The 25,280-nt window shown below is 59.7% G+C and carries 26 protein-coding genes and 1 riboswitch; of the genes, 15 read left to right on the forward strand and 11 right to left on the reverse strand.

The features are described from left to right. Positions 1 to 42 precede the first annotated feature (42 nt). A riboswitch (TPP riboswitch) is annotated at positions 43 to 139 on the reverse strand. Between the two features lie 143 nt (positions 140 to 282). Further along, on the reverse strand, positions 283 to 2,850 hold the full coding sequence (locus tag ACI3K0_RS24595; protein ID WP_404946406.1) for a methyl-accepting chemotaxis protein: 2,568 nt from the start codon (positions 2,848 to 2,850) through the stop codon (positions 283 to 285). 207 nt (positions 2,851 to 3,057) lie between these two features. Between ACI3K0_RS24595 and ACI3K0_RS24600 the strand changes: the two genes are divergently transcribed. From ACI3K0_RS24600 to mobB, 3 genes are read left to right on the forward strand one after another with little or no spacing between them, the layout of a single operon-like run. Next, a complete protein-coding gene (locus tag ACI3K0_RS24600; protein ID WP_183821723.1) occupies positions 3,058 to 3,966 on the forward strand; it encodes a DMT family transporter in 909 nt (302 codons plus the stop codon). A gap of 2 nt (positions 3,967 to 3,968) precedes the next feature. Next, positions 3,969 to 4,583 carry a molybdenum cofactor guanylyltransferase MobA gene (gene mobA, locus ACI3K0_RS24605; protein ID WP_183821724.1) on the forward strand — a complete coding sequence of 205 codons (615 nt, stop codon included), beginning with the start codon at positions 3,969 to 3,971 and terminating at the stop codon, positions 4,581 to 4,583. Next, the gene (gene mobB / locus ACI3K0_RS24610; protein ID WP_183821725.1) at positions 4,580 to 5,095 is read left to right on the forward strand and encodes a molybdopterin-guanine dinucleotide biosynthesis protein B; all 516 of its coding nucleotides are present in this window, start codon (positions 4,580 to 4,582) and stop codon (positions 5,093 to 5,095) included. Before mobA ends, mobB begins: the two co-directional genes overlap by 4 nt. A 51-nt stretch (positions 5,096 to 5,146) precedes the next feature. On the opposite strand, the gene ACI3K0_RS24615 is transcribed toward mobB, so the two are convergent. Then, positions 5,147 to 6,370, reverse strand: a complete 1,224-nt coding sequence (locus tag ACI3K0_RS24615) for an OmpA family protein (protein ID WP_343062350.1) — start codon at positions 6,368 to 6,370, stop codon at positions 5,147 to 5,149. Here ACI3K0_RS24615 and ACI3K0_RS24620 point away from each other — a divergent pair. The 9 genes from ACI3K0_RS24620 (at position 6,329) to ACI3K0_RS24660 (ending at position 14,030) form a co-directional block, all read left to right on the forward strand. Next, positions 6,329 to 7,495, forward strand: a complete 1,167-nt coding sequence (locus ACI3K0_RS24620) for a hypothetical protein (protein ID WP_404946407.1) — start codon at positions 6,329 to 6,331, stop codon at positions 7,493 to 7,495. The genes ACI3K0_RS24615 and ACI3K0_RS24620 overlap by 42 nt on opposite strands. 423 nt (positions 7,496 to 7,918) lie before the next feature. Beyond that, positions 7,919 to 8,704 (forward strand): ABC transporter substrate-binding protein, encoded by a 786-nt coding sequence (locus ACI3K0_RS24625; protein ID WP_183821727.1) that lies wholly within the window; start codon positions 7,919 to 7,921, stop codon positions 8,702 to 8,704. A 153-nt stretch (positions 8,705 to 8,857) separates the two neighbouring features. Beyond that, positions 8,858 to 9,640 (forward strand): ABC transporter permease, encoded by a 783-nt coding sequence (locus ACI3K0_RS24630; protein ID WP_183821728.1) that lies wholly within the window; start codon positions 8,858 to 8,860, stop codon positions 9,638 to 9,640. Then, positions 9,637 to 10,467, forward strand: coding sequence for an ABC transporter permease (locus ACI3K0_RS24635; protein WP_148148483.1), 831 nt, complete (start codon positions 9,637 to 9,639; stop codon positions 10,465 to 10,467). The genes ACI3K0_RS24630 and ACI3K0_RS24635 overlap by 4 nt, the downstream gene beginning before the upstream one ends. 199 nt (positions 10,468 to 10,666) lie before the next feature. After that, positions 10,667 to 10,930, forward strand: coding sequence for an usg protein (locus tag ACI3K0_RS24640; RefSeq protein ID WP_183821729.1), 264 nt, complete (start codon positions 10,667 to 10,669; stop codon positions 10,928 to 10,930). Between the two features lie 73 nt (positions 10,931 to 11,003). Then, positions 11,004 to 11,819 (forward strand): methyltransferase, encoded by an 816-nt coding sequence (locus ACI3K0_RS24645; protein WP_183821730.1) that lies wholly within the window; start codon positions 11,004 to 11,006, stop codon positions 11,817 to 11,819. A gap of 28 nt (positions 11,820 to 11,847) precedes the next feature. Continuing rightward, the gene (locus ACI3K0_RS24650; protein ID WP_183821731.1) at positions 11,848 to 12,414 is read left to right on the forward strand and encodes a DinB family protein; all 567 of its coding nucleotides are present in this window, start codon (positions 11,848 to 11,850) and stop codon (positions 12,412 to 12,414) included. Then, on the forward strand, positions 12,414 to 12,827 hold the full coding sequence (locus ACI3K0_RS24655) for a CopD family protein (protein ID WP_183821732.1): 414 nt from the start codon (positions 12,414 to 12,416) through the stop codon (positions 12,825 to 12,827). The genes ACI3K0_RS24650 and ACI3K0_RS24655 overlap by 1 nt, the downstream gene beginning before the upstream one ends. Positions 12,828 to 12,953: 126 nt before the next feature. Next, positions 12,954 to 14,030: a D-alanine--D-alanine ligase family protein gene (locus ACI3K0_RS24660; protein WP_183821733.1), complete on the forward strand. Its 1,077-nt coding sequence runs from the start codon at positions 12,954 to 12,956 to the stop codon at positions 14,028 to 14,030. A 131-nt stretch (positions 14,031 to 14,161) separates the two neighbouring features. On the opposite strand, the gene ACI3K0_RS24665 is transcribed toward ACI3K0_RS24660, so the two are convergent. Genes ACI3K0_RS24665 through ACI3K0_RS24680 form a run of 4 tightly spaced genes read right to left on the reverse strand, consistent with a single transcriptional unit; the run spans position 14,162 to position 18,136 of the window. Next, a complete protein-coding gene (locus ACI3K0_RS24665) occupies positions 14,162 to 14,992 on the reverse strand; it encodes an ABC transporter ATP-binding protein (protein ID WP_183821734.1) in 831 nt (276 codons plus the stop codon). A gap of 10 nt (positions 14,993 to 15,002) precedes the next feature. Continuing rightward, complete coding sequence (locus tag ACI3K0_RS24670; RefSeq protein WP_404946408.1) at positions 15,003 to 15,917, reverse strand: ABC transporter permease subunit; 915 nt, start codon at positions 15,915 to 15,917, stop codon at positions 15,003 to 15,005. Between the two features lie 21 nt (positions 15,918 to 15,938). Further along, positions 15,939 to 17,114, reverse strand: coding sequence for an FMNH2-dependent alkanesulfonate monooxygenase (gene ssuD / locus ACI3K0_RS24675; protein WP_183821736.1), 1,176 nt, complete (start codon positions 17,112 to 17,114; stop codon positions 15,939 to 15,941). Between the two features lie 44 nt (positions 17,115 to 17,158). Continuing rightward, positions 17,159 to 18,136 carry an aliphatic sulfonate ABC transporter substrate-binding protein gene (locus ACI3K0_RS24680; protein ID WP_183821737.1) on the reverse strand — a complete coding sequence of 326 codons (978 nt, stop codon included), beginning with the start codon at positions 18,134 to 18,136 and terminating at the stop codon, positions 17,159 to 17,161. 255 nt (positions 18,137 to 18,391) lie between these two features. Between ACI3K0_RS24680 and ACI3K0_RS24685 the strand changes: the two genes are divergently transcribed. Together ACI3K0_RS24685 and ACI3K0_RS24690 are read left to right on the forward strand one after the other, a co-directional pair. After that, positions 18,392 to 19,264, forward strand: coding sequence for an NAD(P)-dependent oxidoreductase (locus tag ACI3K0_RS24685; RefSeq protein ID WP_183821738.1), 873 nt, complete (start codon positions 18,392 to 18,394; stop codon positions 19,262 to 19,264). A gap of 18 nt (positions 19,265 to 19,282) precedes the next feature. Further along, entirely contained in the window at positions 19,283 to 19,972 is a 690-nt protein-coding gene (locus tag ACI3K0_RS24690) for a DNA alkylation repair protein (RefSeq protein ID WP_404946409.1), read from the forward strand. Between the two features lie 73 nt (positions 19,973 to 20,045). Here the strand turns inward: ACI3K0_RS24690 and ACI3K0_RS24695 are convergent, their stop codons facing one another. Genes ACI3K0_RS24695 through ACI3K0_RS24705 form a run of 3 tightly spaced genes read right to left on the reverse strand, consistent with a single transcriptional unit; the run spans position 20,046 to position 21,810 of the window. Further along, positions 20,046 to 20,534 (reverse strand): Lrp/AsnC family transcriptional regulator, encoded by a 489-nt coding sequence (locus ACI3K0_RS24695; RefSeq protein ID WP_148148515.1) that lies wholly within the window; start codon positions 20,532 to 20,534, stop codon positions 20,046 to 20,048. A gap of 50 nt (positions 20,535 to 20,584) precedes the next feature. Beyond that, the gene (locus tag ACI3K0_RS24700; protein WP_148148516.1) at positions 20,585 to 21,229 is read right to left on the reverse strand and encodes a uracil-DNA glycosylase family protein; all 645 of its coding nucleotides are present in this window, start codon (positions 21,227 to 21,229) and stop codon (positions 20,585 to 20,587) included. Further along, on the reverse strand, positions 21,226 to 21,810 hold the full coding sequence (locus ACI3K0_RS24705; RefSeq protein ID WP_183821740.1) for a thermonuclease family protein: 585 nt from the start codon (positions 21,808 to 21,810) through the stop codon (positions 21,226 to 21,228). Before ACI3K0_RS24705 ends, ACI3K0_RS24700 begins: the two co-directional genes overlap by 4 nt. Before the next feature lie 122 nt (positions 21,811 to 21,932). On the opposite strand from ACI3K0_RS24705, the gene ACI3K0_RS24710 reads away from it, so the two are divergent. Beyond that, entirely contained in the window at positions 21,933 to 23,468 is a 1,536-nt protein-coding gene (locus ACI3K0_RS24710) for a HAMP domain-containing sensor histidine kinase (protein WP_183821741.1), read from the forward strand. A 378-nt stretch (positions 23,469 to 23,846) separates the two neighbouring features. Here the strand turns inward: ACI3K0_RS24710 and ACI3K0_RS24715 are convergent, their stop codons facing one another. Next, the gene (locus tag ACI3K0_RS24715; protein ID WP_148148496.1) at positions 23,847 to 24,245 is read right to left on the reverse strand and encodes a diacylglycerol kinase; all 399 of its coding nucleotides are present in this window, start codon (positions 24,243 to 24,245) and stop codon (positions 23,847 to 23,849) included. Positions 24,246 to 24,256: 11 nt separating this feature from the next. Beyond that, positions 24,257 to 25,273 (reverse strand): nicotinate-nucleotide--dimethylbenzimidazole phosphoribosyltransferase, encoded by a 1,017-nt coding sequence (gene cobT, locus ACI3K0_RS24720; RefSeq protein ID WP_148148497.1) that lies wholly within the window; start codon positions 25,271 to 25,273, stop codon positions 24,257 to 24,259. Positions 25,274 to 25,280 lie beyond the last annotated feature (7 nt).

A 25,280-nucleotide genomic window follows, 5' to 3' on the forward strand; every position in this document is an offset into this window, starting at 1 on the left:
TCCTTTTGAGGCGGAGGTCGACGTGGGGATACGACGTCAAGAACGAAGACCCGAACGACTCCCTCCGCCAGCATGATCTGGTTCAGGTTCAAAGGGTACTTCTCAGCCCGGCTTTCGCCGGACGCCCCTGTCATGATCAACAACTACCGGATGATGATCCGCGATTCCAGCCTTTTTACGCAAATGCGGCGAGATGCGGGCTTAGCCTTAGCCTCGAAAGCCGCCGTCGTGTCTGGCGGCGGCTTTTGAAGTTTCACGAGATTCTGGGCATCTGCCTTCACGTCATGCGGCGCTGCTACGGTGCAAACGCGGCTGAGGCTCCTGGTAATAGGTCCCGCTGCTGTCGCTGGTCCTGAAGCGGCCGATCTTCTGGGTCAGATCCTCCACCCGGTGACGCAGGCCACGTATTTCGGCATTGTTCTCCTCGACCATGGCGGCATTCTGCTGGGTTATCAGTTCGACGTCGTTGACAGCCTGCGTGACCTGCGTGATGCCAGTCGACTGCTCTGCGGCAGCCGAGGAAATCTGTGCCACCAGTTTTCGAACATCGGTGACGTGAGCAATGATCCTGGAGAGTGCTTCGCCGGTTTCCTCGACGAGCTGCACGCCGCTTTCGACCTGCGTTGCACTTGCCGAAATCAACTGCTTGATCTCGCGAGCCGCACCCGCGCAGCGCTGGGCCAGTTCGCGGACCTCCTGGGCGACAACAGCAAAACCGCGGCCTGCTTCACCAGCGCGAGCAGCCTCGACGCCGGCATTCAGCGCCAGGAGGTTCGTCTGAAAGGCGATCTCGTCAATGACGCCGATGATCTGGCTGATCTTGTCGGAGGAGCGGCTGATCTCGCCCATGGCATTGACTGCGCGTGCCACGACCTCGCCTGAGCGGACGGCGAACTCTTCGGTCTCGTTGACCGATTGAGACGTCTGACGGGCATTGGTAGCGGTGCTACGCACAACATCGCTCAAGTGGCGCAAAGCCCGAGAGCTTTCCTCCAGCGCGGCCGCCTGCTGTTCCGTGCGTTTCGCCAGATCGTCGGCGGAGGCGGAAAGATTGGCCGTACCGCCATTGATCTCCTGCGCCGCAAAACCGACTTCGGACAAAGTCGCACGGAGAGCATCGACAGCCTGATTATAGGTTCTGGCCATCATGACGAAATCTGCCGGGAGATTTTCGTCCATCCCCGTTGCCAGATCGCCCTCGGCCAGATTGCCGAGCACGCCCGAGAGCGCGGTCAACGCATGCTGCTGATCGGCCGCGATGCGGGCACGTTCGCCGGCACGCTGTTCTGCTTCCGCCGAGGAGAGCTCCCGGGCGGCGGCGGCTTCCTGCTCCAGCCGAACATTTTCTCTCGCAGCGTCGCGGAATACCGTAACGGAACGAACCATGTCACCGATCTCATCGCCACGCTCGCGGCCTTCGATCGAAACTTCGAGGTCGCCGTCGGCAAGACGCTTCATCACTTCGGTCACCCGGCGCAGAGGGCCGCGCAATGTCTCGACCAGCATCAGGCCGCCAGCGATCGCCAATATCGTACCGACCACCATGGCGACGACCGAAAGGTTTGCCGACCGTTCGCTATCTTCCTTGCCGACTTCCTGAGCCTGGGCAACGAAATTCTTCAGCCCGGCCATTGCGCCGGTCAGAGTGGCCGTGGCTTCCGCCCTCTTCTTCTGCCAGTCGGAAGCGATCACGATCAGCTTTGTCGATCCGGCGTCGAGCGATGCGAGAAGCGGCTCCAGCTTCACAGCAAAGCCAGCCATGGTGAAGTTGGTCTTGGCAAGTTCAGAAACACGCGCCGAGACGGTACGCAAACCCGCCGTCGATTCAAGAAGCGGCTTCTGCGAAGCCTCGCTCATCGTACCGCTCATCCGCTCGACAAGCAGTTTGAGCTCATCGATCCTGCGCAGCGAATCCTCTGTCTGGGCAAGCAGCTCACGCTGGACGGCCACATCACCTTCAAGACCGACAAACCGTTCAGCCGCCGTTACGGCCCGGCTGTTGGACAGATTATCCAAATCTCGCTGTATCGGCATGAGTGCACTTGTTCCGACACGCACCGCCTGCGCCTTGTCGGCGATCGGGGCGTCGCCGGCAATGGTCGCTTTCAAGCTGGCGGCGGCCTGTCGCGCCGGATCGAAAGCCTTGCCCGCCTTTTCCGATACGAGAGTGCTGATCTTTGCGAATTCCTCTTCCAATGGGCCGAGGTAGAGCTTGGCCGTATTGATGGCCGCATCGTCGCTTTCGGCACGACGCATTGCTTCACGCAAGTCCGAGACCCTGCCCGAAATGGCGTTATAGGCATAGGCTTCCAGCAACATGCCCTTGGCAAATTTCTCCTTGCCGGCGCTCTGCTTGCGCAGGCTGCCCACCTGCGCTTCCACTTCCGTGCCGAGCGTATCGATTTCCGTCACGGCGCTGGCCATCTGCGCATCCGTTTCGTCCCGCAGCAGCTTGACGGCCCACAGCGCATCGACATGACTGCGCATTGCCGAGGCGAGCCCCATAACCGGTGCAACCCGTGACCGATCCCCTTCGCTTGTCAGAAGTCCCTCAAGCACACCGACGCCCTGTTCCTGGGCATCGATATCGGCTCTTAGTGCCGAAAGCGTCTTTTCATTCGGCGTAGCGGAATATTCCTGCAAGCTCGACTGAAGGCGCTCGAAATCGCCGATGTTCTCAATCGTGGCGCGGGTCACGGTCATATGGCCATTCAGAGTATTGGCCGTGTAATATCCGGCAAGGCCCACGCCCGCGATCAGCAGAACGAGAGGAACAACGAACAGAAGAACCTTGGTTACAATTTTCCGGCTTTGCAAAAGTCGATCGATAAACAATTTTTTCCCCGTCATTAGCTGCGCTGAAGGCACGATTGCATGTGTGCACAACGGAGCGATTCCAGCCTCATGCGGGAACATCTGCACACGATGGCCACTTTCGGTTGAGCAACCGTTAATGGCAGCCGGCGACATTTGCGCGCGGAAAAATCAGATGGAAATCTGCTGGCAGCAAACTTGCCGATCACGTAAAGACGGGACGCAAAGGGTGGAGGAATCGGGATGGCATTGTCGGATAACACGCGCGGTGCGCTGCTCATGGCGACCGCGATGGCGGTGTTTTCCTGCAATGACGCGATGGTCAAGGCATTGACGCACGACCTCAGCATTCCGCAGATCATGGCAGTACGTGGGGTTCTGACAACCATACTCGTATTTGCGGTCTCCATTCTCCTGCGCGCCAAATTCTCGCTACGCGCCTTCACCCATCCGCTGGTGCTTTTGCGCACCGCCTGCGAACTCGGCGGAACTTTGTCCTTCTTTAACGCGCTTGCCAGGATCGATTTCGCTTCGGCTTCCTCGATCATGCAGTCGCTGCCGCTTGCGGTTACGCTCGGGGCTGCGCTTCTGTTTCACGAACCGGTCGGCTGGCGGCGCTGGAGCGCCATCATCGTCGGCTTCCTGGGTGTGCTGCTGATCATCCAGCCGGGACCTGAAGGCTTTTCCAGCGACGCGCTGTTCCCGCTTGCAGCGGTTTTCTTCACCGCCTGCCGGGATCTCGTGACACGCAGGATCGCAACGGAAATCCCGACCATCCACGTGACCCTCTTCACCTCCTTCATCATCATGGTCGTCGGCTTTGTTCTCGTCGGCCCGACAGGCGGATGGCACCCGATTTCGGGTTTCAACTGGCTGCTTCTGGCGCTGACGGCGATTGCGGTATTCTGCGGCTATCAGGCAATCATCCTCGCCATGCGCGGCGGAGAAATCTCCTTCATTGCGCCGTTCCGCTATACCAGCCTGATCTGGGCGCTCCTCATCGGGGTCCTGGTTTTCGGTGAGCGTCCGGGCATGACAGTGCTCCTGGGCGCAGCCGTCGTGATCTGCTCCGGCCTCTATACATTCTACCGCGAAAGCCGCCGCGCCATCGATACGGCCAAAAAGGCGGTGACGCCCACGGCGGGTGGCTGAGGATGCGCCCGCCCGGTCTCATTCTTGCCGGTGGCCGCTCCAGCCGCATGGGAGCGAACAAGGCGCTGCTTCCGCTCGGCGACAAAAGCGTTCTCGCTCATGTCATTAGGCGACTGGCTCCTCAGGTATCGGATCTCGCCGTCAACGCCAATGCCCCCTTCCCGGGGTTTGAGAGCTATCGCTATCTTGCAGATGATCTCGCCGGACAGCTAGGACCACTCGCCGGCATCCTTACCGGGATGCGCCATTATTCCCGCCGGCTCGCAGAAGTGTCGCATTTCGCCAGCGTTCCGTGCGACAGCCCTTTTCTGCCGTTAGATCTTGTGCTGCAATTCAGCGCAGCCTGTTCCGATCCGGAAACCATCGTCATCGCCACCTCACTGGAGCGCCGTCACCCGGTTTTCGGCCTCTGGCCGATCGCTCTTGCGGAGGATCTCGAACACTGGCTGATTGATAACGATAATCGCCGTATCAATGGGTTCCTGAGCCGTCACCGCATGGTGACTATCGATTTCCCGTCGCTTCAGACACGCCGCGGCCTGCTTGATCCCTTCTTCAACATCAACACACCAGAAGAGCTTACCCAAGCCGCGGCCTTTACGGAGAGCCTTGAATGAACACCACGCCCGCCTTCGGGATTTCCGGCTGGAAGAATTCTGGAAAGACGGGACTGACCGTTCGTCTGGTTGAGGAGCTTACCGCCCGCGGTTATCGCGTTTCCACCGTCAAGCACGCGCATCATGACTTTGACATCGACAAGCCCGGTGCGGATTCATTTCGGCACAGGGAGGCGGGCGCCGGGGAAGTGGCAATTGTCTCGGGAACGCGCTTTGCGATCATGCATGAACTGCGAGACGAAGCTGAGCCGACGCTTGCCGAAATCCTTTCACGGCTGGCACCTTGTGATCTCGTACTCGTAGAGGGCTACAAGCACGAGGCCATCCCGAAGATAGAACTGCGCCGGCTGGAATCGAAAAGCCGCGAGCCTCTGGCACCGATTGATCCCCATATCGTTGCGATCGCCACGGATCACTCGCTCGCTTTGCAAACCTTGCCCGTCTTCGAGCTCGACGACACGGCATCCATTGCCGACTTCATCATCGACATCACAGGTCTTCCAAAACGCTGAAAGCCGCCGACCGATTGGCCGACGGCTTCCAATTCCTGCCTGTCCGATCCGTTACTGGTTCGAGGCGACAGGTTTTACGAGAGGCGTGATCCGGCGGATCGTCACGCGGCGGTTTTCCTGGTTTGCCGCTTCGGTACTCACTTTCAGATACCGCTCGCCGTAACCTTGCGTCGTCATGTTTTCGGGCGGAATGCCGAAAGCATCCGACAGGACAACAGCCACCGATTCTGCGCGCTTGTCCGAAAGGACTAGATTGCTTTCATCCGAGCCGACCGCATCCGTATGACCTTCGATCAGGAAGGTTTCCGACGGATCCTTTTCCAGCACCTTGTTGATCGCGTCTGCAACCTTGCGCAGCGAGGTTGCCTGGTTCATCGGAATCTCGGCGCTGCCCGTGGCAAAGGTGATGGTATCGAGGTCGATACGCGGAACCTTGTCGCGGATACGGGCCGAATAACGGACCTCATCGAGCGAATAAGGCCGTTCGACCCGCTCCACCGGCGGCTGCTCAAGGAAGCGGTAATAGTCGCGATCCGGCTGGCTGGATGTATCGATGATGTAGTCGTCAATCGGCACGCCAAGGCGCATCGGCGGCAGGTCGTCACCCGGATCGCGCCAGGTATAGTCCTGACGGTCTTCCAGAAGCTCCGGTGCGTAATAGAGCACATACTCCCGACCGCCACGGACGATGCGCGAACGCTGGACGACTTCGCCATAGCGGTTGCGGATCGTCACCACGCGGGTACCGTCGTTGCGTTCGACGACCTCGCGATAGCGACCGTCGCCCAGACGCTCATATTCCGGACGGCCTCCATCATCGTAGAAGCGGCGGCTGTCGTCGTGGCGCACATAGGTCTGGTTGTCGATCGAGATGATAACGCGACCATCGTCACGGTCCTGATCCCAATTCCTGTCGCGGCCACGGTCACGATTGCGATCCTGGTTTTGGTTCTGTCCCAGAAGGGCGTCGCCGATCGGGCCCAAAACATCCCAGCCGCGCGGCCGTTCGAAATCGGGCCGGCCATCGATACGCTGGCCGCGTTCCTCTACCAGCTCGCGACGCTGGTTGCGCCAGCGCTCCCGGTCTTCGCGGGTGACACGATCATTGGCCTGCGCGTCTGCATCGTTACGCGGCGGCGGAGCCGCGCGTTCCTGTGCCTGCTGCTGGTCTGGCGCGCTCGGATTTCCGCGTCTGTCCGGACGGCTCGGATCCTGCGGACGGTCACCGCCGCGTTGCGCACGATCCGGCCGCTGTTCCTTGGCACTGTCGAGCACGGCGGCTCCGTTTTCGACCGGAAGCTTCGGCTGCTCGGCGCTCTGCTCAACGGGACGCGGCTGATTGCGCTCTCCACCGCTCACCGCCTGATCAGGTGCCTTGTCCGCGTCCTGAGCCTGCTGTCGGGCAGGTTTGGGCGGCTGGCCCGGCTGCTGCTGGGGCACCGGCGCCTGATCGGCATTCTGCTGCGCGCGAGGCTTTGGCGGCTGAATCACATCTCCCTGATCTGCCTGTTGACGCTGCGGCCGTTCAGTCTGAGGACGCTCGGCCTGCTGCGGACGGCCTTGAGGCTGCTCGGCCTGCGGCTGTTCCGCCTGTTGCTGGCGTTCCTGCCCCGGCTTGGGCTGTTCCGCATCCGCCTGTGCAGGCGGCTTTGCTGTCGGCTTTGGTTCAGGTGCCTGATCGGCATTCTGTTGTGCGCGAGGTTTTGGCGGCTGGATCGCATCGCCCTGATCTGCCTGTTGACGCTGCGGCCGTTCAGTCTGAGGACGCTCGGCCTGCTGCGGACGGCCTTGAGGCTGCTCAGCCTGCGGCTGTTCCGCTTGCTGCTGGCGTTCCTTGCGCGGCTTGGGCTGTTCGGCCTGATCTGCATCCGGCTTTGCCTGTTGACGGAGATCGGGGGCCTGCTCGGCGTTCTGCTGACGCCGTTGCGGCCGTTCACTACCCTCACCCTGATCTGCCTGCTGCTCACGGCGCTGAGGGCGCTCGGCGTCCGGCTGCTCGGCACGCTGTTCACGTTGGCGGGGTTGCGGCCGTTCACCACCCTCACCCTGATCTGCCTGCTGCTGGCGACGCTGGGGACGTTCACCCTCTGGCTGTTCTGCCCGCTGCTGGCGCTCGCCGCGCGGACGTTCAGCTCCTTCGCCCTGATCAGCCTGCGGCTTGCGGCGCTTCGGAAGCTCCTCGCCCTCTGCCGGAACCTGCTCCTGCACCCGAATGATACCGGGCGCCGCCGGCTGCACCGATCCGAGATCCACACCGGACGGCAGGGCATAGGCAGGTTGCATCAACAATGGCAGGGACAAAACAGGCGCCGCCACGCTGGCGAACAATCTGGATTTCATCGACATGACATTTTCCTTCTTCTGGCTTTCGTCCCTAGATGCTCGCGACGGCCCCAATGATCATGACTGTTGAGGCCCACCTCTTGCGGGCAGTTTTTCGCGGCACCACAACTGTATTTGTTCCAATTTGGTTCCCATTATGGCCGCCTGCAAAGGTCCGTATCATCGGGACCAAAGTCTGAACTGTGTTTGAATGCTGTATTCATCCGGCAATTATGGCTGCGCCATCTTGGCGCATCACAAAAAGCTCCGCCTGCGATGTCAGGCATTTTCTTCCGGCAACAATCTCCTCCAGGAACCCTCTGGCGACATCAGGGTTTGGACGTAAACGTCAAACGCATGTGAAGCCCGAGGTTGCCGTAGAAAATGCCGTTGCAATTTTGCCGGAGCCGGTATCTATAAAAAACAAGGGCTGCGAAATGCCCCTCGCCGGCTGCGAAAAACCGAGAACACGTCGCCGGCCTGCCAACAGAGAGGACAATTATGAAGATCTCCACCCGTTTGTTTGCTGCCGCGTCGATCGCGGCGATCTCGCTTTTTGCTGGCGCCGCTTCGGCCCAGGACAAGCTGGTCATCGGCACGGAAGGCGCATACCCGCCCTTCAACGTTCTGGAATCCAACGGCGAACTGACCGGCTTCGATATCGACATCGCCAAGTCACTCTGCGTCCAGATGAAGACCGAGTGCACCTTTGTCACCAATGACTGGGATGGCATCATCCCGGCCCTGCAGTCCAAGAAGTTCGACGCGATCATCGCTTCGATGTCGATCACGCCTGAGCGCCAGCAGCAGGTCACCTTCTCCAAGAAGTATTACAACACGCCTCCGGCAATTGCCGTGCCGAAGGATTCGCCGCTGACGGAAGCAACTGCTGCTTCGCTGAAGGGCAAGGCCATCGGCGCGCAGGGTTCGACCAGCCACGCCAACTATGTCGAAAAGCATTTCCCCGATGCGGATGAGAAGCTCTATCCGACAGCTGACGAATACAAGCTCGACCTGACCAACGGCCGTATTGACGGTGTTGTCGACGATATCGTCGTGCTCACCGAATGGGTGAAGTCGGATGCCGGCTCCTGCTGCAAAATCCTGACCCCGCTGCCGGTCGATCCGGAAATCAACGGTCAGGGCGCCGGCATTGCCGTGCGCAAGGACGAACAGGCGCTCGCAGACAAGTTCACCACCGCAATCGCGGCAATCCGCGCCGACGGCACCTACAAGAAGATCCAGGACAAGTATTTCGACTTCGACGTCTATGGCGGCGACAAGTAATCCGTCCAATCGCTAAAAAAAACGGCGGAAGGGTCACCTTCCGCCGTTTTCATTTTCATCAAGCACTTGTCCTCAGAAAATTTTCCTTTTTAATTGGCATTTGAAAGCGGCACGACATAAGCCGCAGGGGAATATGAACCGGAACATGATCCTATGAGCGGATGGCTCTCCGCCCTCTTTAATACACTCGACCCGTTTTGCGGCCCCGCCGGTGTCTTCACCTGGTTCGGCGGCACCGGCCTCGTCTCCTGTGGCGACACCGGCTGGGGCGACGAAATCGCCTTCGGCGTCAAGGTGACGATCTCACTGGCGCTCGCCACGTTGCCTGTCGGGCTGCTGATCGGTTTCCTGATCGCGCTTGCCGCGCAGTCGCAGGAAAAACTGCTCAGGCTGGCCGCCGGTATCTACACCACCATCTTTCGCGGCCTGCCCGAACTGCTGACGCTGTTCATTGTCTATTACGGCGCGCAGATGTTGATCCAGTCGGTGCTGGCGTTCTTCGGATATGACGGGCGCGTCGAGATCAACGCCTTCGTTGCCGGCATGGTGGCGCTTGCGGTGGTTTTCTCATCCTATTCGTCGGAAGTGCTGCTCTCCGCCTTCCGCGCCATTCCGCGCGGGCAATATGAGGCTGGTGACGCACTCGGTCTTCGCCGCAGCAAGACGATGGTGCTGATCGTTCTGCCTCAGCTTATCCGCATCGCCCTGCCCGGTCTTACCAATCTATGGCTGATCCTCCTGAAGGATACGTCCTACGTATCCGTTATCGGGCTTTCAGATATCGTGCGCCAGACGGGCGTTGCGGCGCGCGTCAGCAAGGAAGCCTTCTTCTTCTATTTCCTGGCCTGCCTGCTTTATCTGATCCTGGCGATGATCTCCTCCTACGGTCTCGGCTTCATCGAGCGCTGGGCCAAGCGGTCGGAGGTTTCCCGATGAGCGTGGCGAAAGAAATGATCCCGCCACGCCCGGCACCTGCAGTGCTGCACCGGCCTCTGACGACAGCGAAAGTCGTCGGCATTGGCGTGCTGATCCTTTGGGCCCTGCTTGCCATGGCTCTGATCAGCATGGTGATCGAGGGATGGGATCCGGCCAAATTCGAACGTTACGGACCGCGTTACCTTAACGGTTTATGGACGACGATTTCGCTGGTCGGAATCTCCATCGTGCTCGGCGCCGTTCTCTCGCTGCCGATCGCGTTTGCCCGCATGTCGAAGAACCGCGTGCTGAATGCGATCGCCTACGCCTATGTCTACATCTTCCGCTCGACGCCGCTGCTCGCCCAGCTGTTCCTGATCTATTACGGTCTTGGCAGTTTCCGGCCGCAGCTGGAATCCGTCGGCCTGTGGTGGTTCTTCCGCGAGGCCTGGTATTGCGGCCTCTTCTCGCTGACACTGAACACGGCCGCCTATCAGGCGGAAATCCTGCGTGGCGCGATCCAGAGTGTTCCCGTCGGCCAGCATGAAGGTGCCGCCGCACTCGGCATTTCCAAGCGCGTCGCCTTCTGGAAGATCATTCTGCCTCAGGCATTGATCGTGGCACTTCGCCCCTACGGCAACGAGATCATCCTGATGATCAAGGGTTCCGCCGTCGTTGCGATCGTCACCGTCTACGACCTGATGGGCGAGACGCGCTACGCCTTCTCGCGGACGTTCGACTACCAGACTTATCTCTGGGCTGCGATCTTCTACCTCACCATGGTCGAAGCGCTGCGGCATCTGTGGAACTTCATCGAACGGCGCCTGACCCGCCATCTGGTGCGCTGATGCACGTCGCGATCCCCCCGAAGCGGTTGAGCACGTTCGGGAGACATGCGTTAGCAGCACTCCCAGACGATGGATGCTAACAGGCTGAAATAAAACATCAATTTCAGCCAAAAGCGACAATTGTCAAGCTTCCGTTAAGCATGACATGATCCCATTTCAATGACGCAGACAATGCGTCATTGAAAAAAGGGAACAGCAGATGTCGGAACTCGAAATGATGCTGAAAGGCTACGGCCTCACCACCGCACAGATCTTCTACCGCATGCCGGATCACCCTGCCCTGCTGCAGAGTTACCTCTGGCAGAACTACGATCTCGCCCCCGACTTTCCGGAGATGAACGGCTTTCTGAAATTCTGGCAGGAAAAGCTGGAAGGCCCGATCCATTCTGTCCGCTACGTGCATCGCAAGCTGATCTCGGCCAGCGAGTGGCGGCAGGTGAAGGGCGAAATCATCCTGCACTGATTGCGCTTGGCTGTGATCCTCGCAATTGCCAAACGCTGCCGCGACACGTAAAGCGGCTGGCAACAACGAGGATATGGTTATGGCGAAGATCGACGAAGAAGCATTGGCGGAAGCCTATAACCGGGCGCTCGCGCATGAAAAGGCCGGCGAGATCGATGCTGCCGTCGAAGCTTATCGCCAGGTGCTGGAAATCGATCCCGAAGATCATGGTGGTGCCGCCGTTCGCATCGCCTCGATGGGCCGCGGCGAAGCGCCTCCGAAGGCGCCCGACGCCTATGTCGAAACGCTGTTCGACCAGCATGCGGAAAGCTTCGAAGACATCCTCGTCGAACAGCTCGGTTATGCTGTCCCGGTTCTGGTGCGCCAGCGCCTGCAGGAACTGAAGCTCGGCCCGTTCAAGCGCATGCTCGATCTCGGCTGCGGCACGGGTCTGACCGGCGGCACCCTGCGCGACATGGTCGACGACATTACCGGTCTCGACATTTCCGAAAACATGGTCGAGATCGCCCATGAGAAGGATCTCTACGAGACGCTTTATGTCGCCGAAGTCGAGGATTTCCTCGAGGACAATGACGACGAGCCTTTCGACCTGATCACCGCGACCGACGTGCTTCCCTATCTCGGTGCGCTCGAACCGCTGTTCTTCGGTGCGGCCGAAAACATGGTCGCTGGCGGCCTGTTCATCTTTTCCTCCGAATCCCTGCCGGAAGGTGATGAACGCACCTACACGGTCGGCCCGCATCAGCGCTTCATGCATTCGCCGGCCTATATCCGCGCACGGCTTGCCGATACCGGTTTCGAACTTGTCGAAATGAGCGATATCAACGTGCGGATGCAGGACGGCAATCCCAGCCCGGGCCATCTGGTCATCGCGAAGTTGAAGGGATAATTTCTTCGCCTCAACGGAGAACGGCCCCATGACGCCGGAGCGTTACCTCATAGCCCAGGCATACAACAACGCCTGGGCCAATCACCGGCTGCTGAGAGCCTGCGCCCTGCTGTCTTCCGAAGAGCTGGCCGCGCCGCGGCAAAACTTCTTTCCGTCGATCATCCACACGCTGAACCATATCCTGACCGTCGACTGGCTCTATATCGGCGCGCTCGAAGGCGACTGTCCGGGTGCTTCCGCCTTCGAACCGGAAATCCCGTTTCCCGCCCTTGCCGATCTCGACCGCGAACAGCGCGCAGCCGATCACCGTCTCATCGACCACTGTCGCAGCCTGACGGACGACACGCTTTGCGCCGAAGTCCGCATCCCGCGCTACATGCATATGCAGGTCGAGCCGACAGACCGCATCCTTCTGCATCTCTTCCAACACCAGATACATCATCGCGGACAGGTTCATGCGATGTTATCCGCAACGGGCGTAAAGCCGCCGCAACTGGACGAATTCTTTCCATCCGACCCGGCAGAACAGGCGCTTCGAGCGCAGGATCTTGCTGAACTCGGGTTTACCGAATCCATGATCTGGAGTGATCGATAATGCTGTATTTCGTCATCAAGGCTCTGCACCAACTCTCCGACTTCCTCCTGATCGGCGGCATGCTGATCAATGCCTTCGTCATTTCGATGGTGCCGCCGCCGATCCGTGTCGGCGTGATCGTCGCGCTACGCAAATACGACCGCACAGTGACCACTGCAGCGCTTGCCGGCGCCTGGATTTTCGGCCTGTGGCTTGCCTTCGGTTACATCGGCTTTGCCGGCAATGGCTGGCTGCATGCCAAGCTTCTGCTCGTCGTCATCCTTTCGGCGCTGCACGGCATGCAGCAGGCTGCGATGCGCAAGATGGCTGCCGATCCGAAATTCGACCCCAACGCCTTCGTGCGCATCGGCATGCCGGTCATCCTGATCTGTCTCGTGCTCGTCGTGGCGCTCGCCGTCATCAAGCCGTTCTGACACCAACTTTCCTAATCTCCATAGCCAGCGCGCCGCAAAACAGCCCGTTTTGCGGCGTCGCAAGGAGTGGGTGAAAAACCGATGCAGAATCGGATACCGGCCACGAGCCGGACTGGAGAGGGTTACATGACGGGAAACTCAGGCAGGTTGCGTATTGCCGTGTTGTTCGGCGGGCGTTCGGCGGAACATGACGTGTCGGTGCTTTCGGCCACCAATGTCATGAACGCGCTCGATCCGCAAAAATACGATGCGGTACCGGTCTTCGTCAGTCGCGAAGGCCTATGGCTGCTCAGCGCGTTCGAGGGCGGCGCGCTTTCAAAGCCGGAAAACGGCACCCAGCTTTCCCTGATCCCCGGTGGCAAGGGTCGTCTTCTTGCACTTCCCGAAGGTGCTGCGGCATACGAACTGCCGAAGATCGATATCCTGTTTCCAGTGCTTCACGGCCTGCATGGCGAGGATGGTGCGGTTCAGGGGCTTGCCGAAGTGGCGCGCGTACCGCTAGTTGGCTGCGGCATTCTCGGTTCCGCCAATGCGCTCGACAAGGATATCGCCAAGCGGCTGTTCAACGAGGCCGGCATTCCGGCGGCTCGTTCGGTGACGATCTATCAGGATGCGGCACCCGCTTTCGAGGAACTGGAACAGGCGCTCGGCCTGCCGATCTTCATCAAGCCGGCCCGCCAGGGATCTTCGGTCGGCGTCAGCAAGGTTTTGACGAAAGCCGGTTACGACGCGGCCTTGTCTGAAGGTTTTCGCCACGACAGCAAGCTTCTCGCCGAAGAATTCATCAAGGGCCGCGAGATCGAATGTGCTGTTCTGGAAGCGCCGGACGGCAGCCTGTTCGTCTCGACAACGGGCGAGATCGTTCCGGCGGAGAGCCACGGCTTTTACAGCTACGATGCCAAATATATCGACGAGGATGGCGCAGCGCTGAGAGTTCCGGCGCAGATGCCGCCGGATGTCGAGGATGAGATCCGCGCCTTCGCGATCAAGGCGTTTCGCGCGCTCGGCTGTGACGGCATGGCGCGAGCGGATTTCTTCCTCACCTCGGAAGGGCGCATTCTTATCAACGAGCTGAACACCATTCCCGGCTTCACCGATATCAGCATGTATTCCAAGGTGATGGGCGCAAGCGGCGTCAGCTATCCTGAAGTCATTGACCGGCTTGTCGAACACGGCCTGGCACGGGCCGGCCGATCGATCTGATCGGCCCGACCTGTTTTTTGAGCAATTCCAGCAAAAGTGGGAACCGGTTTTGCGTCCGGAATTGCGTTAAAACAAAGAGATAGAGCGGTTTCGCATTTCAAAGAAAGGCGGAAATGCTCTAGATACGATCCTCAGGTTCTCCCGAGGATCGTATCAAGCAGTCTGCCCTCCAGTTCCGCCAGAACCGGATCGCCATGCCGGCGCGGCTGATCTCTCGGGATCTCGAGGTCGAGGCTGATACGGCCTTCATCGAGCACGATCACCCGGTCGGCCAGATGCACGGCTTCCGCCACATCGTGGGTGACGAGCACGGCGGTAAAGCCAAGTTCGCGCCAGACATCGGTCACCAGATCCTGCATGCCAATCCGCGTCAGGGCATCGAGCGCCCCGAGCGGCTCATCGAGCGCCAGCAGGCCCGGACGGCTGACCAGAGCGCGTGCCAAGGCCACGCGCTGGCGCTGGCCGCCGGAAAGTTTCGACGGCCAGTCCTTCGCCTTTTCCGACAGCTGCACGCCCTTGAGCGCCCGCTCGGCCTCTCGCCGCCCGAATGCCTTTGGCACGCCGTCGCCCAATCCAACCGCCACATTGTCGGCCACCGAGAACCAGGGCAGAAGCCGCGGCTCCTGGAAGACGATGCGGGAATTGGGCTCCACCGCCTTGCCTTCCTCATCGACGAATTCGATCCGGCCACCAGTCGGCTCGTCCAACCCGACCAGGAGCCGCAAGAGCGTGCTCTTGCCACAACCGCTCTTGCCGACGATTGCCAGGAACTGCCCGGCGGGCACATCGAGATCAAGACCGCGTAAGACCAGATTGTCGCCGAAGCGTTTCTCGACGCCGCGCAGCTTCAGGCCAGCGGGTTGCGGCGCGGCCTGATAGTCCACCGGCTGCGCGGCATGGTGCGCATCGAGTTCCACATCCGAAATGAAGGCGAGCGGTGATTGATAGGGTCCAACAGGCATTTTTTCCTCCTTACCGCTGATAGGCCGGGTTCCAAGAGAGCGCTGCGCGCTCCAGCGTCCGGGCAATGACGTCCGCGAGCTTGCCGAGCACCGCGTAGATGACCAGCGCCAGCACGACGACATCGGTCATCATGAACTCGCGGGCGGTATTGGCCATGTAGCCGATGCCGGAATTTGCAGCGATCGATTCAGAGACGATCAGCGTCAGCCACATGATACCGAGCGCATACCGTAAGCCGACGAAGATCGACGGCAATGCTCCCGGAAAGATCACCTTGCGGAACAGCGACCAGCCGCTCATGCCGTAGATACGTCCCATCTCAATGAGGTCGCGATCGACATTCTTCACCCCGTGATAGGTGTTCAAGTAGATCGGGAAGAGTACACCGAGCGAGGTGAGGAACAGCTTTGCCTCCTCGCCGATCCCGAACCAGAGGATGACGAGCGGGATCATCGCCAGATGCGGAATCGTGCGCAGCATCTGCAGCGTCGTGTCGGTCAGTTGTTCCGACAGTTTCGACACGCCGTTGGCGATGCCTAGCAGGAACCCGATCGAGCCGCCGATCAGAAGACCGCTCAGCGCCCGTGCGCCGCTGACGCCGACATCGCGGACCAGTTCACCGGAGAGCAACCGTTCCCAAAAGGCCGCAACCACCGCCACCGGCGACGGCATGATCCGGTCGGAGATTAAGTCGAAAGACGAGCCCGCCTGCCAGAGTATGACCAATGTCACCGGCAGGAGAAAAGGTAAAAGCGCTACGCCGGAGACGCTGCGCGGGCGTAGCGGCTTCCCGTCATTTGCCCGCGCAGCCTTCTCCGCCGACCCCTTGGGAGGATCTGAATAGCCGATTGCCGCCGAAGAAGTCCTGTCTTCCCTGATGCGCCTCAGGCTGCGCCCTTCCGAAAACGTATCGACTGCCGTCATTATCTCGCCCTCGCTATCTTATCAGGATGCAGCAACAGCACGGATAGTCGCGTGGCCGCCGCCGCCGAAGAGCGGCTTTTCGGACGCGAATTCATTGCCGAAACCGGCACGCTGTTCCTCGCGGGTGATGCCGAGTTCCGGGAAAAGCAATTCCGCCACGCGGTAAGCCTCTTCCAGATGCGGATAACCGGAGCCGATCACCGTCTCGATGCCAAGATCCTGATATTCGCGCAGGCGCGCCGCCACCGTCTTCGGCGAGCCGACCAGGGCGGTACCCGCCCCCGAGCGCACCAGACCGATGCCGGCCCAGAGATTGGGCGAGACTTCCAGCTTGTCGCGACGACCATTGTGGAGCGCCGCCATCCGCTGCTGGCCGACACTGTCGGAATCGCGCGCGAAATGCGCCTGCGCCTTGGCGATTGTCTCGTCAGAGAGCCTGGAGATCAGCTTGTCCGCAGCCTCCCAGGCCTCCTCGTCGGTCTCGCGGACAATGAAATGCAGCCGGATGCCGAAGGAAACCTCCCTGCCCCGTTTTTCGGCGGCAGCGCGCACGGCCTTGATCTTTTGCTCCACCTGTTCCGGTGGCTCGCCCCAGGTCAGATATTTGTCGCCACGGCCGGCGAAGAACTCGATGCCGGCATCCGACGATCCGCCGAAATAGAGCGGTGGCCGTGGCTGCTGAATGGTCGGGAAACCGAGCTTGGCATTCCTCGCCTTGATATGCTTGCCGTCTAGATCCGCATGGCCGGTGGTGACGAGATCCTCGAAGACCTGGAAAAATTCTTCAGCATGGGTGTAGCGCTCGTCATGCTCAAGAAAGATGCCGTCGCCCGCTAGTTCCGACGGATTGCCGCCGACGACGATATTGAGCAGCAGCCTGCCGTTCGATACCCGGTCGAGCGCTGCCGCGAGCCTTGCATAATAGGCCGGCGCCGCCGTGCCCGGGCGGATCGCCACCAGGAATTTAAGCTTTTCGGTGAACGGCGCCAGCGAGGCAGCCGTCACGAAGGACTCTTCGCAGGAGACGCCGGTCGGCAAAAGCACGCCGGAAAACCCAAGCCTGTCCACAGTCTGCGCCAGTTCGCGCAGATACCTGTTTTCAGGCGGACGGTTAAGCTCGCTGCCGCCGAGATAGGTGCCGTCGCCGCCGGTCGGGATGAACCAGAGAAAATCGATGGGGTTCTTCGTATCGCTCATCGTGAAAAATCCTTGATCTCGGTTGGTCTGTGACGGACGCAGGCTCAGCTGGCCTTGGGGCGCCAGACGATGTCGGAGATGTCCAGCTTTCGCGGAATGATCTTGAGATCGTAGAATTCATCGGCCAGCGCCTGCTGATACTGGACCGCCGCATCCGGCACGGTGGAGACCGCGCCCAGATCCGCCCCACGGCGCGACAGCACGACCTTGGTGACGTTTTCCGGCACGCCGGTGATTGAGGCGATCGCCTTCACCGTCTCATCGAAATTCGACTGTGCCGTGCCGCCGACCTTTTTCAGCTCGTCGATCACCTCGACGATCAGATCGCCGTTCTCGGCAGCGAAATCACCATTGCCGAGGAAATAGCTCCAGCTATCGACAATACCCTCCGCCGTCGTCAGCACGCGGGTCTGCGGGTCGGCTTGGGCAATTGCCGTATAGGGATCCCAGATCGACCAGGCATCGATCGAACCATTCTTGAAGGCAGCGGCCGCATCCGGTGGCGCAAGATCGAGCTGCGTCACGTCGCTGGGGGAAAGTCCGCCCTTGCGCAGAACCTTGACTGCAACATTGTGGGCGCTGGAGCCGCGCTTGAAGGCCAGCTTCTTGCCCTTCAGATCCGCGATCGACTGGATCGGGCTATCCTTGTGGACGAGGATGGCCGAACCTTGAGAACTGCCGCGATAGGTACCGACATAAAGCAGGTTGCCGCGAGCGGCCTGTGCAAAGAGCGGCGGCACGTCACCGGTCGGGCCGAAATCGAGCGCGCCCGCCCCGAGCGCTTCCAGAAGCGGAGGGCCGGAGGTGAATTCCGCCCATGTCACCTTGATGCCGCGATCGGCGAAACGCTTTTCGAGCGCACCCTGGCTTTTTGCCAGAGCCAGCACGCCGTTCTTCTGCCAGCCGATGCGCAGTTCCTTGGCTGCCGCCTTTGCCTTTCCCGCGATGGGCAGGACGGCAGTGGCCGCTGCCGCGCCGAACAAGCCAAGTGTCTGTCGACGGTTCAAATTGCCTGTCACCATGGAATGAGCCCTTCCTCACCAGATCTCTGATGACAGAAGGCTCCCATACTCTATCGAGTTGGTCGACATTCCATCGTTTCAAAAAACAACTGCAATCGGAGATTTCATTTCTCCGATTCAAGCCGATGGGAATGCAAAACTGCTAAAGTGCAAATCTCCACTGCATTGCGGAAAATCATTTTTGCCTGCTTTGTTCTTCCCGTCGGCCATGCTTTGTTCTAATCATCGGGAACAACAAGCGTTCGGAGGTTCGGCATGGCGAAAGTGGCATTCATCGGTCTCGGGGTCATGGGTTTCCCGATGGCGGGACATCTCAAGCAAAAGGGTGGCCACGACGTCAGCGTCTATAACCGCACCGCCGCCAAGGCCGCCGACTGGGCCGCGAAATTCGGCGGCACGACCGGAGCCACGCCGGCGGAAGCTGCCAAGGATGCCGATTTCGTCTTCACCTGCGTCGGCAATGACGACGATCTCCGCTCGGTGACAACGGGCGAAAACGGTGTGCTCTCGGCCATGAAGTCCGGCGCGATTCTGATCGACAACACCACAGCCAGTGCCGAGGTTGCGCGCGAACTGGATGCGGCTGCGAAGGAGCGCGGCGTCCACTTCATCGACGCCCCGGTTTCCGGCGGTCAGGCGGGGGCCGAAAACGGCGTGCTCACCGTCATGTGCGGCGGCGATCAGGCCGTGTTCGACAAGGCCAAGCCGGTCATCGACGCCTATGCCCGCATGGTCGGCCTGATGGGACCGGTCGGAAGCGGCCAGCTCACCAAGATGATGAACCAGATCTGCATCGCCGGCATCGTCCAGGGACTGTCGGAAGCCATTCATTTCGGCAAGCAGTCCGGCCTCGACATCGAGACCGTCGTCGATGTCATTTCCAAGGGTGCTGCCGGTTCATGGCAGATGGAAAACCGCCACAAGACGATGGACCAGGGCAAGTACGATTTCGGCTTTGCCGTCGACTGGATGCGCAAGGATCTCGACATCGTCCTGACAGAAGCACGTCGCAACGGGGCGAAACTGCCGCTGACGGCACTGGTCGACCAGTTCTATGGCGACGTGCAGGCCATGGGTGGCAATCGCTGGGATACGTCCTCGCTGCTTGCCCGTCTCGAACGGAAGTAAGACAAAAGGTCAAAGGCAATGCTCAGCCCCTCCTCCGACGTCGCCGGGATCATCGATCATCTTGGTACTTTGCGGTCGGAGGAGAACATTGCCGGCATGGGTCGCTTCGGCATCGTCACCGATGCGGCGCTCGGCATCTCCAATCCTGACCTGCAGAAAATCGCCCATGTGGTGAAACGCGATCACGCCCGGGCGCTTGATCTGTGGAACACAGGCATTCGCGAAGCGCGGATGGTGGCGATTTACACCGCCGACCCGAAAGCGCTTACCTCTGCCGAAGCGCATTCCTGGGCGGATGATTTCGCCTCCTGGGAAATCGTCGATGCCGCCGCCGACCTCTTTACCGAAGCCCCCTTCTGGCAGGACCTGATCGCCGAGTTTGCCGAAGACGAGCGTGAATTCGTCCGCCGCACCGCCTTTGCGATGATCGCCGGAGCATCCGTCCATCTGAAGAAGGAGCCGGACGCGACCTTGATAGGCTGTCTGCGCCTGATCGAACAACACTCCACCGACCCGCGCAGTTTTGTCAAAAAGGCTGTCAACTGGGCCTTGCGCAATATCGGCAAGCGAAATGTCACCTGCCATAAGCCGGCTCTCGCCCTTGCGCAGAAACTCGCAGAATCGAATGACAAAACGGCACGCTGGATCGGCAAGGACGCGCTCAAAGAACTGTCGGGCGAGAAGGTGATGCGGCGACTAAAGGTCTGAATACCAAAGCAAAGCGCCGCAACCCAACCCGGATTGCAGCGCTTTCAAAATCATCTCAGCTGAGTTGGATCGCTCAGTCGTCGCCGGATTTCTGGTTGTCGATCATCATGTAGTCGAGCGGCAGTTCCGTCGTGTATTTGATCTGCTCCATGGCAAAAACGGAAGAGACGTCGCGGATCTCGATCTTGGCGATCAGGCGCTTGTAGAAGGCGTCATAGGCAGCGATATCCGGCACGACGACACGCAGCAGATAGTCTACGTCACCGCTCATGCGGTAAAATTCTACCACTTCCGGAAAATCTACCACGACTTCGGAAAAGCGCTTTAGCCATTCGATCGAGTGGCTGGCGGTGCGGATCGAGACGAAAACGGTAACCTTCGTATTGACCTTGCCCGGATCGAGCAGCGCCACGCGACGGCGGATGACGCCGTCCTCTTCCATTTTCTGGATACGGCGCCAGCAAGGCGTGGTGGACAGGCCGACCTTCTTGGCGAGATCCGCCACTGCGAGTGTGGAATCTTCCTGCAGAATACGCAGGATCTTGCGGTCAAGACGGTCCATCATTGTCCCCTTCGAAATGATTTTTCGTTATACACCCGATTTTCACACAGTTAAGCGAATTTTGTTCCGCGGATCAAGCTATCCACATGCTGGCGCAACACGGGCAAGATCTCCGCTTCAAACCAGCCGTTGCTTTTCAGCCAGCCGCTGTTGCGCCAGCTCGGATGTGGCAGCGGCAGGATGCGCGGCCCGTCATTGACGAAGAAATATTCCCGCCAGTTCCTCACCGTTTCCGTCGTGGTTTTCTTTCGGCGAGCGCCCAGATGCCAAGCCGCAGCATATTGGCCGATCACCAGAACCGTGTCGATCTGCGGCATTGCCGCAATCACCCTGCTGCGCCATGCGGGCGCACATTCCTTGCGCGGTGGCAGGTCACTTCCCTTTGCGTCGTAACCGGGAAAGCAGAAGCCCATTGGCACGATCGCCAGACGGTCTGCATCGTAAAACTCTTCTCGGGTCACGCCCATCCAGTCGCGCAGCCGGTTGCCCGAGGCATCGTCAAATGGCAGTCCGCTCTGATGAACTCGCAAGCCCGGCGCCTGACCGGCAATCAGTAACCGTGCCGTCGAGGACAATGTCGCAACCGGCCGCGGCTCGTGGGGCAACGGATTTCCTGGTTTTGCAGGATGGTCGCGACAAATGCGACAGGCTGCGATGCCTGCACCGAGATCGGCAATCCGGTCCGGTTCAATCACGTCCACGGCAGCATGCCTTTCAGCCGATCGAGGATCGCTTCGACACGGCTTCCGGTCCCGGTCGATCCATCATCTTCGGCCTCAGCACCCTTGGCCGTACGCCACGCGCGTGGGGTTTCGAAAGGACCGGACCATATCCCTTCTGCCTGTGCCCGCGCAGCTGTCTCTTCTGCGTGATAGTCCCCGGATGCGACAGCCATTCCGCGGCGTACGAGTTCGGCGTTGATATCCGTTTCACCCAGCCGACAGCGTACAAGAACACGGCCATAACGATCCCTGGAGGATCCTGCGCAATATGCGTCGGGCGCCGAGGCGAATTTTGCCAGGGCGTCGCGTGCGGCATCGCCGCATGTCCAGACATTCTGCCCTTCGCCGCAGGACTGATCAGCCTCCGGGGCATCGATGCCGATCAGCCTCAAGCGCTCGGCTCCAGCCGCCAGCGTATCGCCGTCGATCGCGTAAAACGGACCGTTGATGCGGGTGTCACCGTTGAGGTCGATCTTGGCAACGATAAGTGAGGCAAGGACAAGGAATGCTCCGAGGAACAAACCATCCTTCAGGGTCTTGGCAAGGCGGGTCACAATCCGGTCTCAATTACAAACGGAAGCTTCAGGAGAATGGCAAACAAAACCTTTCCCGGCAGTATCTTCTTAAGGTTTGGAACATAAGCTCTCAATCATCCGAATAAATTAGTTCACAACCAATGAGTAGCGGCGTCAGTATCTCGACCGACAAGATAATCGTTGATCGATCGCGTGGCCACCGCAACAAGGCGGTATCCAAAACCGTCCGCGCGACACGTGAACGGCTGCAACTTTCCAATAGCGGCAACCAAGCCTTCGACCGTGACATGCTCGCCATGCATGTCAATGCGGTACTGCAGGCGGCGGCGGTCGTGCCACTCTTCATCGCGCTCGTCACCGCGATCGGAATGTATATCTCGCCGAGCGCCCACCTGATTGCCTGGGCGCTTTTGATGCTCAGCCTGCATGCGATCAACCTTCTGCTCGCCCGACGTTTCAGCCGCAAGGAAATCGCGGCGGCGGAAACCACCAAGTGGCGCCGGCGGCTGCTGCTTGCGCAGATTCTGCTTGGCGTGGGATGGGCGACTTTTGCGCTTCAATCCTGCGACGCGTGTGGTGGCGACAGTTTTTACTTCTACAAGGGCGCCGTCCTGCTCTTTGCGATTTCAATCACAGCCATGAGCAGCTTCATGCTGCGCCAGGGCGTTCTCGTCGGCTTTGTCCCGGTGATTGCGGCACTTCTCTTTCGTGTCGCGATCTCACGGGACCTCCTCGACATCGGTTTGACCGCGATCTGCGCCATCGCCGTGGTTTTCTTTCATTTCATCGGCGACCGCCTCTACCGCTCGAACCTTACCCTGATGTCCTACCAGTCGGAAAAGGACGACCTGATCGCCGAGCTGGAAGTGGCAAAATCGATGTCGGACGAGGCGCGGCGCCGGGCGGAGGAAGCCAATCTGGCAAAATCCCGCTTCCTCGCCTCCATGTCCCATGAACTGAGAACACCGCTCAATGCCATTCTCGGCTTTTCCGAGGTCATGAGTTCAGAAGTGCTCGGCCCGATGCCGAACCCCACATACCGCGAATATGCCGGCGACATCCACCGCTCCGGCGAGCATCTTCTCAACCTGATCAACGAAATCCTTGATCTATCGCGTATCGAAGCCGGCCGTTATGATCTCAACGAGGAGACGCTGTCGCTACTGGAAGTGGCGGAGGACTGCATCGGCATGGTTCAGTTGCGGGCACGGGCGAAGAACATCGCCATTCGCCACAATTTCGAAAACGAGATGCCGCATGTCTGGGCAGATGAAAAATCGATCCGACAGGTCATTCTCAACCTGCTCTCGAATGCGGTGAAATTCACGCAGCAAGGCGGAGAGATCTCGGTCAAGGTCGGCTGGACGGCAGGCGGCGGGCAATATGTGGCAATCAAGGATAACGGCCCCGGCATTCCCGAGGAAGAAATTCCCGTCGTGCTGTCGGCCTTCGGACAGGGCTCGATCGCCATCAAAAGCGCCGAGCAGGGTACCGGCCTCGGGCTGCCGATCGTCCAGGCCATCCTGGCCAAGCACGACGGCCAATTCGTGCTTCGTTCCAAACTGCGTGAAGGCACCGAAGTCATAGCCATCCTGCCTGCCACCCGGGTGATGCAAAGCATTCCCGCCGTTGCCGATGCGCCGGCGATCGAAAAACGTAAGCGTTCTTTCGCCTGAACTTAATTACCGAATAATCATCCGTGCATTCGTCCGCAAATCGTTCACGGTCATTAGTCTTCGCGCCTGCAAGCGAATCTCTGCGGCGGACATTTGATCCGTATACGCTGACCTGCTGCCCAGGAATGGGCATGTTCAGCGATGCTAAAAACGCGCTCCGTCACTTCTCCGTTTTCGCATACCCGAACAATCCATTTGAAATCACATTCAAAAACTTCGATCGAGTCATCAGTCAAGGTGACAGGTCCCGCAATCTCCAAAACATGACAAATGCTAATTTTTTGACATTCGCGCGTCCACTATAAAAAGTTGTATCTGAAGATCACGGGTCCGTGATCGCAACTCGGAAGATCCGGAAAACGCCGATATCGCGCCTTCCTAATGCAATCGAAAGAAGGGCTTGACCAGAACGTAAAGCACAAACAATCCGTTTGCGGTCAGCATACAGAAGACAGCGAAAGAACCGAGATCTTTGGCGTGGCGTCCGACCGTGGAGATTTCGGGAGATATCCGGTCGACAAGTTCCTCTATCGCCGTGTTGAGCGCCTCGACGCAAAACAGGAGCAGAGTCAGAATGAGGAAGATGAAATAATCGATCGCCGCGGCACCGACGATCGCAAAGAGCGCGAGACCTGCGCAGAAGGCATAGACCTCATGCCGGAAGGCTTGTTCACGCCACAGGCGCACAAGACCCTGCATCGAATACCGGGTCGCGGCGATAATCCGGCGGACGCCGCTCGCTTTTCCAAGGGTGCTGTCGAGCGGCGTGTTTTCCATTGGCGGTTCTCTTATGCCTTGTTGGTCACGCCTGCCTGTTCGTAGGTCACCATGCCGGTATGGCAGGCGGCTGCAGATTTGACGATACCGGCCGCCAGTGCTGCGCCCGTGCCTTCACCTAGGCGCATGCCGAGTGCCAGCAGCGGTGTCTTGCCGAGCTTTTCAATCGAGCGCAGATGTCCCGGCTCGGCAGAAACGTGACCGATCAGGCAGTGGTCGATCGCCGACGGGTTCATCGCCTTCAAAATTGCAGCGGCAGCAGTGACGACGTAGCCATCAAGCAGAACCGGGATCTTTTCCATGCGGGCTGCCAGAATCGCACCGGCAATTGCTGCGATCTCGCGACCGCCGAGACGGCGAAGAATTTCGAGCGGATCGGAGAGATGGTCCTTGTGGAACTCGACCGCCTGTTTAACGACGGCGATCTTACGGGCCATCAGCTCGCCATGGGAGCCGGTGCCCGGACCGACCCAGTCTTCGGCCTCGCCACCATAAAGCGCCAGATGGATAGCTGCGGCGATCGTAGTGTTGCCGATGCCCATTTCACCGAGGCAGAGGAGATCCGTGCCACCGGCAATCGCTTCCATACCGAAAGCCATGGTCGCAGCGCAATCGCGCTCGGAAAGAGCCGCTTCGGTTGCAATGTCGCCGGTCGGATAATCGAGCGCAAGGTCGAAAATCTTCAGGCCCAGGTCATGGGTGACGCAGATCTGGTTGATTGCCGCACCGCCTGCGGCAAAATTATCCACCATCTGCTGCGTCACGGACGGCGGAAAGGGAGTGATCCCATGCCGGGTAACACCGTGATTGCCGGCGAAGATCGCAACAAGCGGGCGGTTGACCGCAGGTGCCCTGCCCGTCCAAGCGGCGAGCCAGAAGGCGATTTCCTCAAGCCTTCCAAGCGCTCCGAGCGGCTTTGTCAGCTTGGCGTCACGCTCACGGGCATCCACCAATGCGCGCGGATCCGGTCCCGGCAAGTTGGCAATCAGGTTACGAAAATCGTCGAAAGGCAGGCCGCTCAAACTCATCGAAATC

Source organism: Rhizobium sp. ZW T2_16 (genome assembly GCF_044987325.1).
Taxonomy (GTDB): domain Bacteria; phylum Pseudomonadota; class Alphaproteobacteria; order Rhizobiales; family Rhizobiaceae; genus Neorhizobium; species Neorhizobium cellulosilyticum.

Excerpts from the sequence above, each read along its gene's own strand:
- ACI3K0_RS24625 (WP_183821727.1), top strand. The coding sequence starts at position 7,919 with ATGAAGATCTCCACCCGTTTGTTTGCTGCCGCGTCGATCGCGGCGATC.
- mobB (WP_183821725.1), top strand. The coding sequence starts at position 4,580 with ATGAACACCACGCCCGCCTTCGGGATTTCCGGCTGGAAGAATTCTGGA.
- mobA (WP_183821724.1), top strand. The coding sequence starts at position 3,969 with ATGCGCCCGCCCGGTCTCATTCTTGCCGGTGGCCGCTCCAGCCGCATG.
- ACI3K0_RS24650 (WP_183821731.1), top strand. The coding sequence starts at position 11,848 with ATGACGCCGGAGCGTTACCTCATAGCCCAGGCATACAACAACGCCTGG.
- ACI3K0_RS24665 (WP_183821734.1), bottom strand. The coding sequence starts at position 14,992 with ATGCCTGTTGGACCCTATCAATCACCGCTCGCCTTCATTTCGGATGTG.
- ACI3K0_RS24595 (WP_404946406.1), bottom strand. The coding sequence starts at position 2,850 with ATGACGGGGAAAAAATTGTTTATCGATCGACTTTTGCAAAGCCGGAAA.
- ACI3K0_RS24600 (WP_183821723.1), top strand. The coding sequence starts at position 3,058 with ATGGCATTGTCGGATAACACGCGCGGTGCGCTGCTCATGGCGACCGCG.
- ACI3K0_RS24690 (WP_404946409.1), top strand. The coding sequence starts at position 19,283 with ATGCTCAGCCCCTCCTCCGACGTCGCCGGGATCATCGATCATCTTGGT.
- ACI3K0_RS24655 (WP_183821732.1), top strand. The coding sequence starts at position 12,414 with ATGCTGTATTTCGTCATCAAGGCTCTGCACCAACTCTCCGACTTCCTC.
- ACI3K0_RS24685 (WP_183821738.1), top strand. The coding sequence starts at position 18,392 with ATGGCGAAAGTGGCATTCATCGGTCTCGGGGTCATGGGTTTCCCGATG.
- ACI3K0_RS24695 (WP_148148515.1), bottom strand. The coding sequence starts at position 20,534 with ATGGACCGTCTTGACCGCAAGATCCTGCGTATTCTGCAGGAAGATTCC.
- ACI3K0_RS24715 (WP_148148496.1), bottom strand. The coding sequence starts at position 24,245 with ATGGAAAACACGCCGCTCGACAGCACCCTTGGAAAAGCGAGCGGCGTC.
- ACI3K0_RS24670 (WP_404946408.1), bottom strand. The coding sequence starts at position 15,917 with ATGACGGCAGTCGATACGTTTTCGGAAGGGCGCAGCCTGAGGCGCATC.
- ACI3K0_RS24680 (WP_183821737.1), bottom strand. The coding sequence starts at position 18,136 with ATGGTGACAGGCAATTTGAACCGTCGACAGACACTTGGCTTGTTCGGC.
- ACI3K0_RS24645 (WP_183821730.1), top strand. The coding sequence starts at position 11,004 with ATGGTTATGGCGAAGATCGACGAAGAAGCATTGGCGGAAGCCTATAAC.
- ACI3K0_RS24630 (WP_183821728.1), top strand. The coding sequence starts at position 8,858 with ATGAGCGGATGGCTCTCCGCCCTCTTTAATACACTCGACCCGTTTTGC.
- ACI3K0_RS24635 (WP_148148483.1), top strand. The coding sequence starts at position 9,637 with ATGAGCGTGGCGAAAGAAATGATCCCGCCACGCCCGGCACCTGCAGTG.
- ACI3K0_RS24640 (WP_183821729.1), top strand. The coding sequence starts at position 10,667 with ATGTCGGAACTCGAAATGATGCTGAAAGGCTACGGCCTCACCACCGCA.
- cobT (WP_148148497.1), bottom strand. The coding sequence starts at position 25,273 with ATGAGTTTGAGCGGCCTGCCTTTCGACGATTTTCGTAACCTGATTGCC.
- ACI3K0_RS24710 (WP_183821741.1), top strand. The coding sequence starts at position 21,933 with ATGAGTAGCGGCGTCAGTATCTCGACCGACAAGATAATCGTTGATCGA.
- ssuD (WP_183821736.1), bottom strand. The coding sequence starts at position 17,114 with ATGAGCGATACGAAGAACCCCATCGATTTTCTCTGGTTCATCCCGACC.
- ACI3K0_RS24660 (WP_183821733.1), top strand. The coding sequence starts at position 12,954 with ATGACGGGAAACTCAGGCAGGTTGCGTATTGCCGTGTTGTTCGGCGGG.